This window comes from Rhodobacter sp. CZR27, from assembly GCF_002407205.1.
GTDB lineage: Bacteria > Pseudomonadota > Alphaproteobacteria > Rhodobacterales > Rhodobacteraceae > Cereibacter_A.
Genome location: NZ_CP023548.1, coordinates 426,916 through 442,699, shown reverse-complemented (window position 1 = coordinate 442,699; position 15,784 = coordinate 426,916). Strand labels below are relative to the sequence as shown.

Annotated in this window: 18 protein-coding genes; 12 read left to right on the top strand and 6 right to left on the bottom strand. The window is 68.0% G+C overall.

The features are described 5' to 3' along the window. Nucleotides 1-8: 8 nt before the first annotated feature. The gene (locus CK951_RS02320; protein ID WP_096784630.1) at nucleotides 9-1,664 is read right to left on the bottom strand and encodes an electron transfer flavoprotein-ubiquinone oxidoreductase; all 1,656 of its coding nucleotides are present in this window, start codon (nucleotides 1,662-1,664) and stop codon (nucleotides 9-11) included. A gap of 280 nt (nucleotides 1,665-1,944) precedes the next feature. Between CK951_RS02320 and greA the strand changes: the two genes are divergently transcribed. After that, on the top strand, nucleotides 1,945-2,415 hold the full coding sequence (gene greA, locus CK951_RS02310) for a transcription elongation factor GreA (RefSeq protein WP_198402385.1): 471 nt from the start codon (nucleotides 1,945-1,947) through the stop codon (nucleotides 2,413-2,415). 8 nt (nucleotides 2,416-2,423) lie between these two features. Next, nucleotides 2,424-3,386, top strand: a complete 963-nt coding sequence (locus CK951_RS02305) for a hypothetical protein (protein WP_096784628.1) — start codon at nucleotides 2,424-2,426, stop codon at nucleotides 3,384-3,386. A 79-nt stretch (nucleotides 3,387-3,465) separates the two neighbouring features. Here the strand turns inward: CK951_RS02305 and CK951_RS02300 are convergent, their stop codons facing one another. The 3 genes from CK951_RS02300 to CK951_RS02290 all read right to left on the bottom strand — a co-directional run bounded on the left by CK951_RS02300 (nucleotide 3,466) and on the right by CK951_RS02290 (nucleotide 5,418). After that, nucleotides 3,466-4,083: a Hint domain-containing protein gene (locus CK951_RS02300; protein WP_096784627.1), complete on the bottom strand. Its 618-nt coding sequence runs from the start codon at nucleotides 4,081-4,083 to the stop codon at nucleotides 3,466-3,468. 64 nt (nucleotides 4,084-4,147) lie between these two features. After that, complete coding sequence (locus tag CK951_RS02295; RefSeq protein WP_096784626.1) at nucleotides 4,148-4,462, bottom strand: multidrug efflux SMR transporter; 315 nt, start codon at nucleotides 4,460-4,462, stop codon at nucleotides 4,148-4,150. Beyond that, nucleotides 4,459-5,418, bottom strand: coding sequence for an acetyl-CoA carboxylase carboxyltransferase subunit alpha (locus tag CK951_RS02290; protein WP_096784625.1), 960 nt, complete (start codon nucleotides 5,416-5,418; stop codon nucleotides 4,459-4,461). The genes CK951_RS02295 and CK951_RS02290 overlap by 4 nt, the downstream gene beginning before the upstream one ends. A gap of 230 nt (nucleotides 5,419-5,648) precedes the next feature. On the opposite strand from CK951_RS02290, the gene CK951_RS02285 reads away from it, so the two are divergent. Then, a complete protein-coding gene (locus tag CK951_RS02285) occupies nucleotides 5,649-6,113 on the top strand; it encodes a GyrI-like domain-containing protein (protein WP_096784624.1) in 465 nt (154 codons plus the stop codon). 90 nt (nucleotides 6,114-6,203) lie between these two features. Here the strand turns inward: CK951_RS02285 and CK951_RS02280 are convergent, their stop codons facing one another. Then, on the bottom strand, nucleotides 6,204-7,160 hold the full coding sequence (locus CK951_RS02280; protein ID WP_096784623.1) for an L-malyl-CoA/beta-methylmalyl-CoA lyase: 957 nt from the start codon (nucleotides 7,158-7,160) through the stop codon (nucleotides 6,204-6,206). A 270-nt stretch (nucleotides 7,161-7,430) separates the two neighbouring features. On the opposite strand from CK951_RS02280, the gene dgcN reads away from it, so the two are divergent. The 3 genes from dgcN (at nucleotide 7,431) to CK951_RS02265 (ending at nucleotide 10,355) form a co-directional block, all read left to right on the top strand. Then, nucleotides 7,431-8,432, top strand: coding sequence for an N-acetyltransferase DgcN (gene dgcN / locus CK951_RS02275; RefSeq protein WP_096784622.1), 1,002 nt, complete (start codon nucleotides 7,431-7,433; stop codon nucleotides 8,430-8,432). Nucleotides 8,433-8,529: 97 nt separating this feature from the next. Next, the gene (dgcA, locus tag CK951_RS02270; RefSeq protein WP_096784621.1) at nucleotides 8,530-9,492 is read left to right on the top strand and encodes an N-acetyl-D-Glu racemase DgcA; all 963 of its coding nucleotides are present in this window, start codon (nucleotides 8,530-8,532) and stop codon (nucleotides 9,490-9,492) included. A gap of 2 nt (nucleotides 9,493-9,494) precedes the next feature. After that, the gene (locus tag CK951_RS02265; protein ID WP_096784620.1) at nucleotides 9,495-10,355 is read left to right on the top strand and encodes a D-amino-acid transaminase; all 861 of its coding nucleotides are present in this window, start codon (nucleotides 9,495-9,497) and stop codon (nucleotides 10,353-10,355) included. 45 nt (nucleotides 10,356-10,400) lie between these two features. Here CK951_RS02265 and CK951_RS02260 read toward each other — a convergent pair whose 3' ends face one another. Continuing rightward, complete coding sequence (locus tag CK951_RS02260) at nucleotides 10,401-11,138, bottom strand: N-formylglutamate amidohydrolase (protein WP_096784619.1); 738 nt, start codon at nucleotides 11,136-11,138, stop codon at nucleotides 10,401-10,403. Nucleotides 11,139-11,280: 142 nt separating this feature from the next. Between CK951_RS02260 and pyk the strand changes: the two genes are divergently transcribed. From pyk to CK951_RS02230, 6 genes are all read left to right on the top strand, one after another. Continuing rightward, nucleotides 11,281-12,726, top strand: coding sequence for a pyruvate kinase (gene pyk, locus CK951_RS02255; RefSeq protein ID WP_096784618.1), 1,446 nt, complete (start codon nucleotides 11,281-11,283; stop codon nucleotides 12,724-12,726). A 43-nt stretch (nucleotides 12,727-12,769) separates the two neighbouring features. Then, nucleotides 12,770-12,994, top strand: a complete 225-nt coding sequence (locus CK951_RS02250) for a hypothetical protein (protein WP_096784617.1) — start codon at nucleotides 12,770-12,772, stop codon at nucleotides 12,992-12,994. A 109-nt stretch (nucleotides 12,995-13,103) separates the two neighbouring features. Next, nucleotides 13,104-13,304 carry a 50S ribosomal protein L35 gene (gene rpmI, locus CK951_RS02245; RefSeq protein ID WP_096784616.1) on the top strand — a complete coding sequence of 67 codons (201 nt, stop codon included), beginning with the start codon at nucleotides 13,104-13,106 and terminating at the stop codon, nucleotides 13,302-13,304. 12 nt (nucleotides 13,305-13,316) lie between these two features. Continuing rightward, the gene (rplT, locus tag CK951_RS02240; protein ID WP_096784615.1) at nucleotides 13,317-13,679 is read left to right on the top strand and encodes a 50S ribosomal protein L20; all 363 of its coding nucleotides are present in this window, start codon (nucleotides 13,317-13,319) and stop codon (nucleotides 13,677-13,679) included. Between the two features lie 135 nt (nucleotides 13,680-13,814). After that, entirely contained in the window at nucleotides 13,815-14,897 is a 1,083-nt protein-coding gene (pheS, locus tag CK951_RS02235) for a phenylalanine--tRNA ligase subunit alpha (protein ID WP_096784614.1), read from the top strand. Between the two features lie 33 nt (nucleotides 14,898-14,930). Beyond that, nucleotides 14,931-15,641, top strand: a complete 711-nt coding sequence (locus CK951_RS02230) for a hypothetical protein (RefSeq protein ID WP_096784613.1) — start codon at nucleotides 14,931-14,933, stop codon at nucleotides 15,639-15,641. Nucleotides 15,642-15,784: the final 143 nt, after the last annotated feature.

Below are 15,784 nucleotides of genomic sequence, written 5' to 3'. Positions count from 1 at the left end.
TCAACCGCTCACATGTTCGGATAGTTCGGGCCGTCGCCACCCTGCGGGGTCGTCCACACGATGTTCTGGCTGGGGTCCTTGATGTCGCAGGTCTTGCAGTGCACGCAGTTCTGGAAGTTGATCACGAAGCGCGGTTCGCGCCCGGCCTCGCTCACCACCTCGTAGACGCCCGCCGGGCAGTAGCGCTGAGCGGGTTCGGCGAAGGTCGGCAGGTTGACCGCGATCGGGATCGACGGGTCCTTCAGCTTCAGATGCGCCGGCTGGCTTTCCTCGTGATTGGTGAAGGAGAAGGCCACGTTCGTCAGCCGGTCGAAGGACAGCACGCCATCAGGCTTCGGATAGTCGATCGGCGCGTGGAACTTCGCGGGCTGCGTGTCGCGCGCATCGTCCTTGTGGTGCTTCATCGTGCCGAAGACCGAGAAGCCGAACAGGCTGTTCGTCCACATGTCCAGCCCGCCCAGCGCCATCGAGGCGTAAAGCCCCAGATGCGACCAGATCGGCTTGACGTTGCGCACCTTCCACAGGTCCTGCCCGATGGGGCCCTTGCGGACCTCCTTCTCGTAGGAGGTCAGTTCGTCGCCCTGACGGCCCTCCTTGATCGCGGCATGGGCGGCCTCGGCCGCGGCCTTGCCCGAAAGCATCGCGTTGTGGTTGCCCTTGATGCGCGGCACGTTGACCATGCCGGCCGAGCAGCCGAGCAGCGCGCCGCCCGGGAAGACCATCTTCGGCAGCGACTGGAAGCCGCCCTCGCTGATCGCCCGCGCGCCATAGGCCACGCGCTTGCCGCCCTTCAGCAGCTCGGCCACCATCGGGTGGTGCTTGAAGCGCTGGAACTCGGCGTAGGGATAGAGGTGCGGGTTCTCGTAGTTCAGGTGCACCACGAGGCCGATGAAGACCTGGTTGTTCTCGGCATGGTAGATGAACGAGCCGCCGCCCGCGTTCTTGCCCAAGGGCCAGCCCATCGTGTGCCAGATCCGGCCGGGCTTGTGCTTCTTGGGATCGATCTCCCAGATCTCCTTCATGCCGAGGCCGTATTTCTGCGGCCCATAGCCCTTGCGAAGGTCGAACTTCTCCATCACCTGCTTCGAGAGCGACCCGCGCACGCCCTCGGCCAGCAGGACATACTTGCCCAGAAGCTCCATCCCCGGCTCGTAGTTCGGGCCGGGAGTGCCATCCGACTGCTTGCCGAACTCGCCCGCGACCACGCCGCGGACCTCGCCATTCTCGCCATAGACCAGCTCCGAGCAGGACATGCCCGGGAAGATCTCGACACCCAGTTCCTCGGCCTGCGTCGCCATCCAGCGGCAGACATTGCCCATCGAGACGACGTAGTTGCCGTGGTTGTCCATCAGCTTCGGCACCGGCCAGCTGGGCAGCATGTGCTGGCCCGCGGGCGTGAGCAGGAAGAAGTGGTCCTCGGTCACCGGGGTGTTCAGCGGGGCGCCCTTCTCCTTCCAGTCCGGGATCAGCGCGTTCAGCCCGGTCGGGTCCAGCACCGCGCCCGACAGGATGTGCGCGCCCACTTCGGAGCCTTTTTCCAGCAGCACCACCGACAGGTCGGGATCAAGCTGCTTCAGCCGGATCGCCGCCGAAAGGCCCGCGGGTCCAGCCCCCACGATCACGACATCATATTCCATCTGCTCGCGGGTGATCTGGTCGGTCATCAGGCGGTCCTCTGGCGGGCTCTGGGCGCGGTCACCCGGCTGGATAAGGCTGTCAAGGCAGTCAACCGGTCTTGCAACATGGAGGACGCAAGGTCAATCGTGACGCCGCGGCCGGCTCGCCGCGATGCCGCGACAAATGCTGCGGTTGCGCGGTGCGACGCCGCCCAGACAAGCGCCCTCTTGCATTTGGGCGCCCCATCGGCTCAGGTGCGGGAAAGACAACCATTCGAGGTCATGGCCCTGCCCGGGCCGTGGCTTTCTGTTTTTTGGGTGAAGGCCGATGGAAAAGATCCCGATGACCCGCGCGGGCTTCAACGCGCTCGACGACGAACTCAAGACGCTCAAGACCGTGGAGCGCCCGGCCGTCATCCGCGCCATCGCCGAGGCGCGCGAGCATGGCGATCTTTCGGAGAACGCCGAATACCACGCCGCGCGCGAGAAGCAGAGCTTCATCGAAGGCCGGATCAAGGAGCTGGAAGCGATCCTGTCGCTGGCCGAGGTGATCGATCCGACGAAGCTTTCCGGCTCGATCAAGTTCGGCGCCACGGTCACGATCCTCGACGAGGAGACCGAGGAAGAGCGGACCTACCAGATCGTCGGCGAGGCCGAGGCCGACATCGAGAACGGCCTGCTCAACATCAAGTCGCCGCTCGCCCGGGCCCTGATCGGCAAGGACGAGGGGGATTCGATCGAGGTGAAGACGCCGGGCGGCGAGCGCGGCTACGAGGTGGTCTCGGTCCGCTTCGTCTGAGGCCGCGCATGACCGACCCTCACGACAAGCCTCTCGATCTGGGTCTTTACGCGCGCGAGCGGCTGGCCGCGCTCACGCCGGCCGAGGCGGCGGTCGGCGGGGTGGGGCTGCTCTGGACGCTGGGTGTCGCCCTGCACCTGATGGTGGGCGGCGAAGGTGGCTTCTTCGCCCATGCGCTGGCGATTCTCGCAGTGCTGCTGCCGCTGGGCCTGACGGTCGCCATGGTGCTGTTCCTGCGCACCATCCGGGTGCTGCGGTCCGAGAACGAGCGGCTCGGCGTGGCGGTCGATGCAATGCGCAAGGCGCATATCGCAAGCCAGCAGGGCGGCGCGGCCCGCGTCGCGCTGGAGAAGCGGGTCGAGGATCTGGCCACGGCGCAGCATCAGCTTGAACTGCGGCTGGCCGAGCTTTGTGCCCCGCCCGTCGAGGACGTGCCCGCCGCCCCCCGCGCGGCCGAGGACCAGCCGGCGCTTGCGCTGGGCCGTCCGCGCACCCGCGCGCCGTTGAGCGTGGCCGATCTGGTGCGCGCCCTGAACTTCCCCGAGACGGCCGAGGATCGCGCGGGCTTCCGCGCGCTCCGGCGCGCGCTCGAGGATCCGTCCTCGGCCAAGCTCGTGCGGGCGGCGCAGGACGTGTTGACGCTGCTGAGCCAGCTCGGCCTGTTCATGGAGGATCTGTCGCCCGATCGCGCCCGGCCGGAGATCTGGCGCCGCTTCGCCACGGGCGAGCGCGGCAAGACGATCTCGGACCTCGGCGGGATCCACGACAAGGATGCGCTGGCGCTCGTCTCGACGCGGATGCGCGAGGATCCGGTGTTCCGCGATGCGGCGCACCACTTCCTGCGTGCCTTCGACCGCACGTTCTCGCATTTCGCGCCTCAGGCGAGCGATGCCGAGATCATCGAGATGGCCGAGACCCGCACCGCGCGCGCCTTCATGCTGTTCGGACGGGCGATGGGCACCTTCGACTGAGGTGCGCCGCCGACGGGTCTTCCGCGGCTGCCCGGATCAGGACGTCGGCGCGCGACGGTGGTCCTTTCCCGTTCCGGCTTCAGGGCCGCGCCCGAGTTCCGGACGATCCGCCCCGCGGCGGGTCACCCGCGGCCGACGTCGGCCAGAACGCAAGCGGATCGAGACCGAACAGGCGGCGACGGCGCGGCGCCTCGCACGGAAGCCCCTCGACCGGCACGATACTCTGTGCGCCGAGCAGGAAGCGGACGGCGGGAACCGGGCCGTCCGGCGGACGCTGCGCGATGCTCGACCCGTTGACCAGCGCGAGGATGGGCACCAGAACCACGGACGGGGGCGCGTGAGGCGCGTCGGCCCTCCCCTTCAGGCAGATCCGCTGCGCCGGAGACAGCAGCAGAGCCCGCTCCGGCACGCCCTTGCCCAGCGCATCCGGCGCGACCCTGACCGGCCAGCCGCGCGGATCGGCCAAGGGCTCCGGCCGCAGGATGTGCCGCTCGACGGCCAGCACGGGAAGGAAGCCGTCGCCGGGCGACCAGACCCGGTCGCCCGGCCGGAGGCTGCGCAGGGCGCGCGGCCCGTCGGCGGTCAGCACCCGCGCCCCGGCCGGAAACCCCGCCGCGGGATCGGTCCCGTCCCGCGCCTCCTCGGCCACCCACCGGAAGACGGGAGGTGCACCCCTCTTTGCACTTCTCAGGAACATACAGGCCTCCGCTGCTGCGCGACACGCTTGCAGAGGAGGGTTACTTTCCGCTTACCGGAACGGTTCAGGCAAGCTTCAGCGCGACGATGCCCGCCACGATCAGCCCGATCCCTGCGATCCGCAGCGGCGAGGCAGGCTCGCCGAACAGCGCCATGGCCAGCAGCGCCGTCCCGACGGCGCCGATGCCCACCCAGACCGCATAGGCGGTGCCGACCGGCAGGCTCTTCATGGCAAGGCTCAAGAGCCAGAAGCTGGCCACCGCGCCGATCAGCGTCAGCACGCTCGGCACCGGCCGGGTGAAGCCGTCCGAGTATTTCAGGCCCAGCGCCCAGCCGGTCTCCAGCAGACCGGCCAGCAGCACGAGCAGCCAGGCGCTCACGCAGCCAGACCCTTCGACCCCATGTCGAGGAACTTGTTGCGGCGGTCCCTGATCAGCCACTCCGGCTTGCGGCCGATCAGCTCCTTCAGCATCATCTCGACGGCCTTGCCGACCGCCTCGACGGTCTCGCGGCGGCCGCGCTGTGCGCCGCCCAGCGGTTCCTTGATGATGCGGTCGATGACGCCCAGCTTGTGCAGGTCCTGCGCGGTCAGGCGCAGCGCCTCGGCGGCCTCGCGCATCTTCTCGGCGTCCTTCCACAGGATCGAGGCGCAGCCCTCGGGCGAGATCACCGAATAGACGGAATGTTCCAGCATCGCGATCCGGTTCGCGGTCGCCAGCGCCACGGCCCCGCCCGAGCCGCCCTCGCCGATTACCACCGTCACCAGCGGCACGCCGATCTCCAGGCATTTCTGCGTGGCGCGTGCGATGGCCTCGGCCTGCCCGCGCTCTTCCGCGCCCTTGCCGGGATAGGCGCCGGGGGTGTCGACCAGCGTGATGACCGGCAGCTTGAAGCGGTGCGCAAGGTCCATCAGGCGGATCGCCTTGCGATAGCCCTCGGGGCGGGCCATGCCGAAGTTGCGTTCGATGCGGGTCTTGGTGTCGTGGCCCTTCTCCTGCCCGATCACCACCACCGGGTTGTCGTTGAACCGCGCAAGCCCCCCCATGATGGCATGGTCGTCGGCGAAGTTCCGGTCACCCGCGAGCGGGGTGTAGTCGGTGAACAGCCCCTCGATGTAATCCTTGCAGTGCGGCCGGTCCGGGTGCCGCGCGACCTGGCATTTCCGCCAGGGCGAGAGATCCTTGTAGAGGTCCTTCAGCAGCGTCTCGGCCTTCTTGTCGAGCGCGGCCGCTTCCTTCTCGACGTCCATCTCCTTGTTGCCCCGGGCCAGGGCGCGCAGTTCCTCGGCCTTGCCCTCGATCTCCGAGAGCGGCTTTTCGAATTCGAGATAGTTCATCGCGGACACTCCGTGCGGACCGGCACGGTATATGCAGCCCGGCGGGGACAAATGCAACAAGCCGGCCGGGACGCGCCGCCGCAGGCGCCGGCCGCGGATGGCGCATCTGACGCAACGTCAACCGGCTGATGCGCGCCCGCGGCGCCGCCCGGTCAAAGTGCCACACGAGGACGGGCGAAATTCTGGCGCAACATGAGGTTGCTGTCCGTGACGAGTTGAGGAGCAAGGCCATGTATCCCGTGCAAATTCGCGACAAGGCCCCCCGCCGGCTTGCGGCCCTGCTGCATGCCGGGTCCTTCGAGGAAATCGGCTGCACCCTGGGCCAGACCTGCCAGATCCTGGAGGAGCGCGGGCTTCTGGACCGCGCCGGCTGCATGGTCGGGGTCTATTGGGACAATCCCGTTCTGGCGCCTGCGGGCACGCTGCACAGCCATGCCGGCATCGACGTGCCCGCCGGGATGGACATTGCCGCGCCCCTGCAGGAGTTGCGGCTGAGCGGGGGTCGCCATGCCGTGCTGCGCTACACCGGCCCCTATTCAGGGCTGGCCGACGCCTATCGCTACCTGTTCACGCGGTGGCTGCCGGAGAACCGCGAGACCCAGGCCGAGGGGCCGGTGCTGGAGATCTACCGCAACGCCTCGATGGACACGCCCTCGGACCAGCTGGTGACCGACATCTGCGTTCCGCTGACCTGACAACAGCAACGCCCCGGACCGGGGTCCGGGGCGCGCGTCCTCCCGTCTTGCTACGGTTTGCCTCCCAACTTGCCGCAGCGCCGGTATGTCTCAGGCTGAGATCATTTCCGCCTGTCTCACAATCACTTCTGCCTGTTTGATGGACGCTATGTCAACGAGTCTTCCCTTGTAGACCGTCGCTCCCTCGCCGCGGGCCTTGGCGGCCTCCATCGCAGAGAGAATTTCCCGCGCCTCGGTCACCGCCTTTTCGGAGGGGGTGAATACCTCGTTCGCCAGCGCCACCTGCTTGGGGTGGATCGCCCACTTGCCCACCATGCCGAGGGTCGCCGAACGGCGGGCCTGGGCGCGGAAGCCCTCATCGTCCGAGAAGTCGCCGAAGGGTCCGTCCACCGGCAGGATGCCGTGCGTGCGGCAGGCCGCGACGATGGCCGCCTGCGCCCAGTGCCACGGGTCGGACCAGTGCTTCGCGCCCTCGTGCAGCATGTAGTAGTTTTCCTGCGTGCCGCCGATGCCGGTCGTCTGCATCCCCATCGAGGCCGCGAAGTCGGCCGCGCCGAGGCTCATGGCCTGCAGGCGGGGCGAGGAGGCCGCGATCTCCTCGACATGGGCGATGCCGGCGGCCGATTCGATGATGACCTCGAAGCTGACGGGCTTCATGCGGCCCTTGGCGCGCTCGATGGCGGTCACCAGCGCATCGACGGCATAGACATCCGCCGCACAGCCCACCTTGGGAATCATGATCTGGTCGAGTCGTTCGCCCGCCTGCTCCAGCAGGTCCACCACGTCGCGATACCAGAACGGCGTGTCGAGGCCGTTGATGCGGACCGAGAGATACTTGCGGCGCCAGTCGAGCGTGTTGATCGCCTCGATGATGTTGGCGCGCGCCTGCGGCTTGTCGTCGGGCGCCACCGAATCCTCGAGGTCGAGGTTGATGACATCCGCCGCCGAGGCCGCCATCTTCTCGAACAGAGCAGGCCGCGAGCCGGGCCCGAACAACTGGCAGCGGTTGGGACGGGCGGGCGGCGTAGGCTGGATGCGGAAGCTCATGCGTTCTCTCGGCAAGGAAGTTTCTTCATCTTGTGGCATTTGGTTATATTATTGCGCAGTGGCGCGCAAGCGCCTTTCGCATTCGCAGAATGCAGCCGCAGCAAGAGGCAGAGCTTGCGCAAGGCCATGGCATCTGGAAAGAAAATTCGTCACCTGCAGCTCGGCGCCGAAGAACATTGCGTCAATCTCGGCACCAGACGCAGAGAATGCGATGCAATTCCGCCGCTCGTCGCGCATCATCGCGCCGACCCAGACGCAAGGATGCCTTCGATGATCCAGACCCCCTACCTGCTCTTTCTCGGCGATGCGCCGGACGCGCTGGCGGCAAAGGTCGCGCAGGGGATCAAGGACTGGCGCCCCGAGTTCGCGCTGGGGCAGTTCCGGATGGAGGGCTGCAAGGCCGATCTCGGCCTGCCCGACATGACGCTGGCCGAGGCGAAGGCCGCGGGCTGCAGGACGCTGGTGATCGGCGTGGCGAACCGCGGCGGGGTGATCTCGCCCGCGTGGAAGAAGGTGCTGGTGGCGGCGCTGGAAGAAGGCTTTGACCTCGCCTCGGGCCTGCACAACCTGCTGCGCGACGAGGAGGATCTTGCGGCGGTGGCGCGGGCGACCGGGCGGCAGCTGCATGACGTGCGGGTGCCCGAGGTGGACTATCCCATCGCCAACGGCCGCAAGCGCCGCGGCAAGCGGATGCTGGCCGTGGGCACCGACTGCTCGATCGGCAAGATGTATACCGCGCTGTGCGTGGACAAGGAGATGCGGGCACGCGGGCTGAATGCCACCTTCCGCGCGACGGGGCAGACCGGCATCCTGATCACCGGCGACGGGGTGCCGCTGGATGCGGTGGTCGCGGATTTCATGGCCGGCTCGATCGAGTGGCTGACGCCCGACAACGATCCCGACCACTGGGACTTGATCGAGGGCCAGGGCTCGCTGTTCCACGTCAGCTATTCGGGCGTGACGCTCGCGCTGATCCATGGCGGGCAGCCCGACGCGCTGATCATCTGCCACGAGCCGACGCGCGCCCACATGCGCGGCCTGCCCGACTACAAGCTGCCCACGATCGAGCAGGTCCGCGATGCCGCGCTGGCCATGGCACGGGTAGCCAATCCGGCCTGTGTGGCGGTGGGCTGCGCGATCAACACGGCGGCCCTGTCGGATGCCGAGGCACTGGCCTGCTGCACCGAGATCGAGGCCCGCACCGGCCTGCCGACCGTCGATCCGTTCCGCCACGGCGCCGGCCGGCTGGTGGATGCGCTGATGGCGGTGTAGCCTCCGCCCGCTGCCCGGCGGCGCCGACCGCATCGCGGCGCGGCCGGGGCGGCAGCGGGCCATGCCCCGCGAACGACGCATCGGCCGGAGGAGCCCCATGATCACCGTCACCCCCGAGAGCTTCCGCCTCGCCGAGGTCTTCACAATCTCGCGCGGCTCGCGCACCGAGGCCCGGGTGCTGACCATCCATGTCACCCGCGGCGGCGTGACGGGCCGCGGCGAATGCGTCCCCTATGCCCGTTATGGCGAGACGCTGGAGAGCGTGGCCGACCAGATCGCGACCCTGCCCGAGAACCTCACCCGCGCCGACCTGCAAGGCCTGTTGCCCGCGGGGGCGGCCCGCAACGCGGTGGATTGCGCGCTGTGGGATCTCGAAGCCAGGGACAGCGGCAAGCGGGTCTGGCAGCTGCTGGGCCTGCCCGCACCGGTGCCGCAGGTCACGGCCTTCACCCTGTCGCTGGATACGCCCGACAACATGCGCGCCGCGGCGGCGCGGAACGCGCATCGCCCGCTGCTGAAGATCAAGCTCGGCACGCCCGACGACATGCCCCGGCTCGAGGCGGTGCGGGCGGGCGCGCCCTCGACCCGGATCATCGTCGATGCCAACGAAGGGTGGACCGCCGAGGTCTATGTCGATCTGGCGCCGCATCTGATCCGTCTGGGCGTGGCGCTGGTCGAGCAGCCGCTGCCGGCCGGTCAGGACGACCTTCTGGCCGAGATTGCCCGCCCCCTGCCGGTCTGCGCCGACGAATCCTGCCACGACCGGCACTCGCTGGCCGGGCTGAAGGGCAAATACGATGTCGTGAACATCAAGCTCGACAAGACCGGCGGCCTGACCGAGGCGCTGGCGCTGAAGGATGCAGCCCTGGCCGAGGGCTATGGCCTGATGGTCGGCTGCATGGTCGGATCGTCGCTTGCCATGGCGCCGGCCGTGCTGGTGGCGCAGGGTGCGGCTTATGTCGACCTTGACGGGCCGCTGCTTCTGGCCGAAGACCGCGAGCATCCGCTGGTCTTCGACGAGGCCGGCATTCACCCGCCATCCGCCGAACTCTGGGGTTAAGCATGAGCCGCATCGTCTATGTGAACGGGGAGTATCTTCCCGAGGAAGAGGCCAAGGTCTCGATCTTCGACCGGGGCTTTCTCATGGCCGATGGCGTCTACGAGGTGACCTCGGTCCTCGCGGGCAAGCTGATCGACTTCGCGGGCCACGCCGAGCGCCTCGCGCGGTCGCTGGGCGAGCTGGACATGGCGATGCCTATGAGCGCGGACGAGCTGCTGGCGATCCACCGCGAACTGGTGGCGAAGAACGCGATCGACGAGGGGATGGTCTATCTCCAGATCACCCGCGGCAATCCGGGCGACCGCGACTTTGCCTTCCCGCCGGCGGACACGAAGCCGACCGTGGTGCTCTTCACGCAGTCGAAGCCCGGCCTTGCCGCAAACCCGGTGGCGAAGGTCGGCATCAAGGTCATCTCGATCCCCGACATCCGCTGGGGCCGGCGCGACATCAAGACGGTGCAACTCCTCTACCCGTCGATGGCCAAGATGGCGGCCAAGAAGGCCCATGTCGATGACGCCTGGTTCGTCGAGGACGGCATGGTGACCGAGGGCACCTCGAACAACGTCTATATCGTGAAGGGTGGCAAGATCATCACCCGCCACCTCGGCAACGACATCCTGCACGGCATCACCCGCGCCGCCGTCCTGCGCTTCGCCCGCGAGGCGCAGATGGAGGTTGAGGAACGCCCCTTCACCATCGACGAGGCGCAGGCGGCGGACGAGGCCTTCTTCACCTCCGCCTCGGCCTTCGTGATGCCGGTGGTCGAGATCGACGGCAAGCCGGTCGGCACCGGCAAGCCGGGTTCGGTCGCCGCCCGCCTGCGCGAGATCTATCTGGACGAAAGCCTCAAGGCAGCCGTCTGACTGACCGGCATCGGCGCGACCCGGGGCGGCTTCGGCCGCCCCCTGTCATTCCGGGAAGCCGGCCAGAACCTCCTGCAGGATCGGCGCCAGCCGCGCGGCCCAGGCGACCTGCTCCGCCTCCTCGCGGATCAGGTCATGGCGCAGCTCGATCAGCGTGTTCAGCCGCCCGCGCTGCAGGGCGTGACGGTCGATCGAGTCGCCTGGCAGGTGGCCGAGATAGGGCTCGTTGTCCCCCACGCAGAGGTCGGGCTCCTCCCGCAGCCGCGCGATCAGCGCAAGGCTGAAGGCGCTGTCGAGATGCGAATGCAGCACGCCTACATGCCAGGGCCGCGGGCCACGGCCCTGCAGCCGCGGCGTGAAGGAATGGATCGCCACGATCACCGTATCCGCCCGCCGCGCCGCCAGACGCGCCAGCGCGGCATGGTAGGGCCGGTGCAGCAGGTCGAGCCGCCGTTCAACCTCGGCCGCATCGACATGGCGGTTCGCGGGGATGATCGTGCCGTCATAGAGCCGCATCACCAGCGTCGGGTCCATCTCGCCCCGGTTCGGGTCGATCACCAGCCGCGAGAAGGTGGAAAGCACGCAAGGACCGTCGAGCCGCGCAGCCAGCTCGCGCGCCACGCCCGCGGCACCGACGTCATAGGCGATGTGGCGCCCCATCTCCTCGGGCGGCAGGCCCAGGTCGCCGCCGGCGACCTCGGGCGGCACCCGGTTCGAGGCATGATCGCAGGTCACCAGCCAGCGCGACGGGCGGTCCGCTCCGACGATCTCGAAGGCGCTCATCCGGGTCTCCCTGTCACGAGGCTGTCAGACCCACCGTTTAAGCCGCAACAGGAAAAAGCGCCAGTTGCCGCGCCCCGGGCTTTGGGCCATAGAGATGACGGCCCACCACGACATCGATGGAACTTTGAGGAAACGAGGCAGCATGAGACGCCTTCGCAATGTAAAGATCGTGGCCACCCTGGGCCCGGCCTCCAACGACCACGCCACCATCCGCGCGCTTTTCGAGGCAGGCGCCGACGTGTTCCGGCTCAACATGAGCCACGGTTCGCATGACGACATCCGCGCGCGGCACGCCATCATTCGCCAGATCGAGGCCGAGACCGGCACGCCCATCGGCATCCTTGCCGACCTGCAGGGGCCGAAGCTGCGCGTCGGCGTCTTCGCCAACGGCTCCGAGGAACTGGAGGACCGGTCGATGTTCCGGCTGGACCTCGATCCGACGCCCGGAACGGCGCAGCGGGTGAACCTGCCGCATCCCGAGATCTTCGCGGCCTTGGAACCCGGCGCCACGCTTCTGGTCAATGACGGCAAGATCCGCCTGCAGGTCAAGGACTGCAGCCCCGATCATGCCGACTGCATCGTGACGGTGGGCGGGACGATCTCGAACCGCAAGGGCGTGAACGTGCCCGACGTGCTGCTGCCGCTCGCCGCGCTGTCCGAGAAGGACCGGCGCGACCTGGAATTCGCCTGCGAACTGGGCGTGGACTGGCTGGCGCTCTCGTTCGTGCAGCGCCCCGAGGACGTCGAGGAGGCGCGCAGCCTTGCCCGCGGCCGGGCGGCCATCCTGTCGAAGATCGAGAAGCCCGCGGCGGTGAATGCCTTCGAGGCCATCCTTGCGGTGTCCGACGGCATCATGGTCGCGCGCGGCGACCTTGGGGTCGAGCTGCCCGTGCAGGCGGTGCCGCCGATCCAGAAGCGCCTTGTGCGCGGGGCGCGGGCGGCGGCCAAGCCGGTGATCGTGGCGACCCAGATGCTCGAGTCGATGATCGATTCGCCGATGCCCACGCGCGCCGAGGTTTCGGACGTGGCGACGGCGATCTACGAGGGCGCCGATGCGGTGATGCTCTCGGCCGAATCCGCCGCCGGCTCGTATCCGATCGAGGCGGTGATGACGATGAACAACACCGCCATCTCGGTCGAGAACGATCCCGTCTATCGCGACATCATCGAGGCGAGCCGCACCGCCAAGCGGGCCAGCGTGGCCGATGCCATCGTGGCCGCCGCGCGCGAGATCGCCGAGACCACGCCGATCAAGGCCATCTGCTGCTTCACCCAGACTGGCAAGACCGTCTCGCTGGTCGCGCGCGAACGTCCGCGGGTGCCGATCCTAGCGCTGACCCCGCTGATCGAGACCGCGCGGCGGCTCGCGCTGACCTGGGGCACACATTGCGTGGTGACCGAGCCGCAGGAACGCTTCAAGGGCGCGGTGATCTGCGCGGCGCGGGCGGCGCTGGCCGACGGCTTCGCTCAGGAGCATGAGCAGATCGCCGTGGTGGCGGGCGTTCCCTTCAACGTCAGGGGCACGACCAACATCCTTCGCGTGGCCCCCTGCGACGAACGATTGATTTACAGCGTCGATCCCGAATAACCTGCGCCCGGGCAGGCCCTTGGCAGAAAGCGGGGAGACGGCTTTGGACAGCGAACTCCTTCTCGTCACGGGCCTCGTCCTCGGCGCAGTCGCCATCCCCTCGACGCTGTCGGCGCTGAACGACGGCCGCCCGCCGCGCGCGGGCGCCGTGGGCCTGCTGCTGGCTGGGACGGCTGTCGCCGTAGCGCTGCAGGCCCGCCCGGGCGGCTATGAACTGGCCGACATCCCGCAGGTGTTCTCGAACGTGATCGGCCGGTTCCTGAACTGAATCCGCTTGCACCGCGGCCCTCCCCCGCCTATAGGGCGCCACTCACCCGCACGGCCGGCCGAAGTGGCATGCCGAGTCGTGCCAGAACCGCTCGCAAGAGGAGATGGAAATGCCCAAGATGAAGACCAAGTCCGCGGCGAAGAAGCGCTTCAGCTTCACCGCCACCGGCAAGGTGAAGGCCGGCCCGGCCGGCAAGCGCCACGGCATGATCAAGCGCTCGACGAAATTCATCCGCGACGTGACCGGGACGATGGTCCTGTGCGACTCGGACGCGAAGATCGTCAAGAAATACATGCCCTACGACCGGTAAGGAGAGCTTCACATGTCCCGCGTCAAGTCCGGCAAGGTCACCCACGCCCGTCACCGCAAGGTCATCAAGCAGGCGAAGGGCTACTATGCCGCCCGCTCCACCAACTTCCGCACCGCGACGCAGGCCGTCGACAAGGCGAACCAGTATGCGACCCGCGACCGCAAGGCCCGCAAGCGCAACTTCCGCGCGCTGTGGATCCAGCGGATCAACGCCGCCGTCCGCCTGTTCGACCTCGAGATGACCTATTCGCGCTTCATCAACGGTCTGGCGAAAGCCGGGATCGAGGTGGACCGCAAGGTTCTCGCCGATCTCGCCGTGCACGAGCCGGAGGCGTTCAACGCCATCGCCGCGCAGGCAAAGGCCGCGCTGGCCTGAGGCCGCCCATTTCCGCTTTCGGGAAGCCCCGCCGCTCGCGCGGGGCTTTTCCATGTCCGGGGGTTGTCCCCGCCCCGCTCTGGACAAACCGCCCCTCTCTGGGTAGCACCCCGTCACCCGCACCGGAGACTGACCATGACCGCGCTCGACACGCTCAGAGGCAAATACATCGAGGCCATCGCCGCCGCCTCCGACGAGGCTGCGCTCGAGGAGGTCCGCCTTGCCGCGCTGGGCAAGAAGGGCGAGATCAGCCTGAAGATGCGCGAGCTGGGCCAGATGACGCCGGAAGAGCGCAGCACGGTCGGCGCCGCCCTCAACCGCCTGCGCGACGAGATCGACGCGAGCCTGCGCGCCCGCAAGGCCGGGCTGGCCGATGCGGCGCTGGATGCGCGACTGAAGACCGAATGGCTCGACGTGACGCTGCCGGGCCGCCCGCGCCGGATGGGCACGATCCATCCCGTGTCGCAGGTGATGGCCGAACTGACCGCGATCTTCGCCGACATGGGCTTTGCCGTGGCGGAAGGCCCTCAGGTCGAAAGCGACTGGTTCAACTTCGACGCGCTGAACATCCCGCCCGAGCATCCCGCCCGGCAGGAGCATGACACCTTCTTCATGGCGCGGGCCGAGGGCGATGCCCGCCCGCCGCATGTGCTGCGCACCCATACCTCGCCGGTGCAGATCCGCGCCATGCAGGCGCAGGGCGCTCCCATCCGGGTGATCGCCCCGGGCCGCGTCTATCGCATGGACATGGACCAGACCCACACGCCGATGTTCCATCAGGTCGAGGGGCTTGCGATCGACCGCGACATCTCGATGGCCAACCTCAAGTGGGTGTTGGAAGAATTCTGCCGCGCCTTCTTCGAGGTGCCCTCGGTCGAGCTGCGCTTCCGCGCCTCGCACTTCCCCTTCACCGAGCCCTCGGCCGAGGTGGACATCCGCTGCTCGTGGGAGGGCGGACAGCTGAAGATCGGCGAGGGCGACGGCTGGCTGGAGATCCTCGGCAGCGGCATGGTGCATCCGAAGGTGCTGGCGGCGGCGGGGGTGAACCCCGACGAATGGCAGGGATTTGCCTTCGGCATGGGGATCGACCGCATCGCCATGCTGAAATACGGCATCCCCGATCTGCGGGCCTTCTTCGAAAGCGACCTGCGCTGGCTGCGTCACTATGGCTTTGCCGCTCTGGACATGCCCGATCTGGCAGGTGGGCTGTCGCGCTGATACCCTGACCGGATCTTGGTAAAGGGTCCGGTCATGTACACCGTCCAACACATCGTAACCATCCAGAACGTCATCGCGGCGACGCTCGTCGTCTGGTACTTCGCCGCGGTCTACTATCTCGAACTGCGCCGCCAGTTCCGTTATCCCGAATACCCCCGCTCCGCACGCTTCCCGATGTGGCGCAAGCGCTTCCAGCTCTATGCGCAGCTTCAGGCGACATCGCCCGGCAACATCACCGATCGCAGCCCCGAGGCGCAGGAGGTGCTGCAGGCCTTCCTCCGCAAGGTCGAGATCCGCAGCGCGACGCTGGTCGCACTCTGGGCCGTGGTGCTGGGCGCGGTCCTCACGCTCGCCTTCACACTGCCGAGCTGGCAGGTCGGGCGGCTCCTGCTGATCGCCATCGCGGTCTGCTGCATCCCCTTCGTGCTGCGCCTTGCGCTCGGCGTCGCGCAGGTCGATCAGGTGGCCGCGCAGAAGGTGCTGACCAACTCGGTCGATGACGCCACCGCCGCGCGCCGGCTGCAGGACCAGCTGATCGAGGACCTGTTCAACAAGGAACTCGCCTTCCGCTTCTCGGCCTTCGGCTTCCGCTCGCTGCTCGCGGTGCTTCTGCTGCTGACGGCGGGCTATCTCTCGACCTACATCGACTGGGCGGCCGTCTCGGCCAACCTGCCGGAGCTGACGATGCCCCGGTTCAGCCTGCCGGAACTGACGCTTCCGAAGCTGCCGGCCTTCCATCTCTGATCCAACGGGCTGTCCGGCACGTGCCGGGCAGCCCGCTACCGCGCCGGCACCTCGGCTGGCGGCGGCTCTCCATCTCCCTCCGGACAGTTCAGCCAGACCAGCGCCATGAGCGCCATGAGAACGCACATGCGGGGCACATTGCT

What these genes read in the sequence shown, in the direction of transcription:
- CK951_RS02320 (WP_096784630.1), bottom strand. Translation starts at nt 1,664, where the DNA reads ATGACCGACCAGATCACCCGCGAGCAGATGGAATATGATGTCGTGATC.
- greA (WP_198402385.1), top strand. Translation starts at nt 1,945, where the DNA reads ATGGAAAAGATCCCGATGACCCGCGCGGGCTTCAACGCGCTCGACGAC.
- CK951_RS02305 (WP_096784628.1), top strand. Translation starts at nt 2,424, where the DNA reads ATGACCGACCCTCACGACAAGCCTCTCGATCTGGGTCTTTACGCGCGC.
- CK951_RS02300 (WP_096784627.1), bottom strand. Translation starts at nt 4,083, where the DNA reads ATGTTCCTGAGAAGTGCAAAGAGGGGTGCACCTCCCGTCTTCCGGTGG.
- CK951_RS02290 (WP_096784625.1), bottom strand. Translation starts at nt 5,418, where the DNA reads ATGAACTATCTCGAATTCGAAAAGCCGCTCTCGGAGATCGAGGGCAAG.
- CK951_RS02285 (WP_096784624.1), top strand. Translation starts at nt 5,649, where the DNA reads ATGTATCCCGTGCAAATTCGCGACAAGGCCCCCCGCCGGCTTGCGGCC.
- CK951_RS02280 (WP_096784623.1), bottom strand. Translation starts at nt 7,160, where the DNA reads ATGAGCTTCCGCATCCAGCCTACGCCGCCCGCCCGTCCCAACCGCTGC.
- dgcN (WP_096784622.1), top strand. Translation starts at nt 7,431, where the DNA reads ATGATCCAGACCCCCTACCTGCTCTTTCTCGGCGATGCGCCGGACGCG.
- dgcA (WP_096784621.1), top strand. Translation starts at nt 8,530, where the DNA reads ATGATCACCGTCACCCCCGAGAGCTTCCGCCTCGCCGAGGTCTTCACA.
- CK951_RS02265 (WP_096784620.1), top strand. Translation starts at nt 9,495, where the DNA reads ATGAGCCGCATCGTCTATGTGAACGGGGAGTATCTTCCCGAGGAAGAG.
- CK951_RS02260 (WP_096784619.1), bottom strand. Translation starts at nt 11,138, where the DNA reads ATGAGCGCCTTCGAGATCGTCGGAGCGGACCGCCCGTCGCGCTGGCTG.
- pyk (WP_096784618.1), top strand. Translation starts at nt 11,281, where the DNA reads ATGAGACGCCTTCGCAATGTAAAGATCGTGGCCACCCTGGGCCCGGCC.
- rpmI (WP_096784616.1), top strand. Translation starts at nt 13,104, where the DNA reads ATGCCCAAGATGAAGACCAAGTCCGCGGCGAAGAAGCGCTTCAGCTTC.
- rplT (WP_096784615.1), top strand. Translation starts at nt 13,317, where the DNA reads ATGTCCCGCGTCAAGTCCGGCAAGGTCACCCACGCCCGTCACCGCAAG.
- pheS (WP_096784614.1), top strand. Translation starts at nt 13,815, where the DNA reads ATGACCGCGCTCGACACGCTCAGAGGCAAATACATCGAGGCCATCGCC.
- CK951_RS02230 (WP_096784613.1), top strand. Translation starts at nt 14,931, where the DNA reads ATGTACACCGTCCAACACATCGTAACCATCCAGAACGTCATCGCGGCG.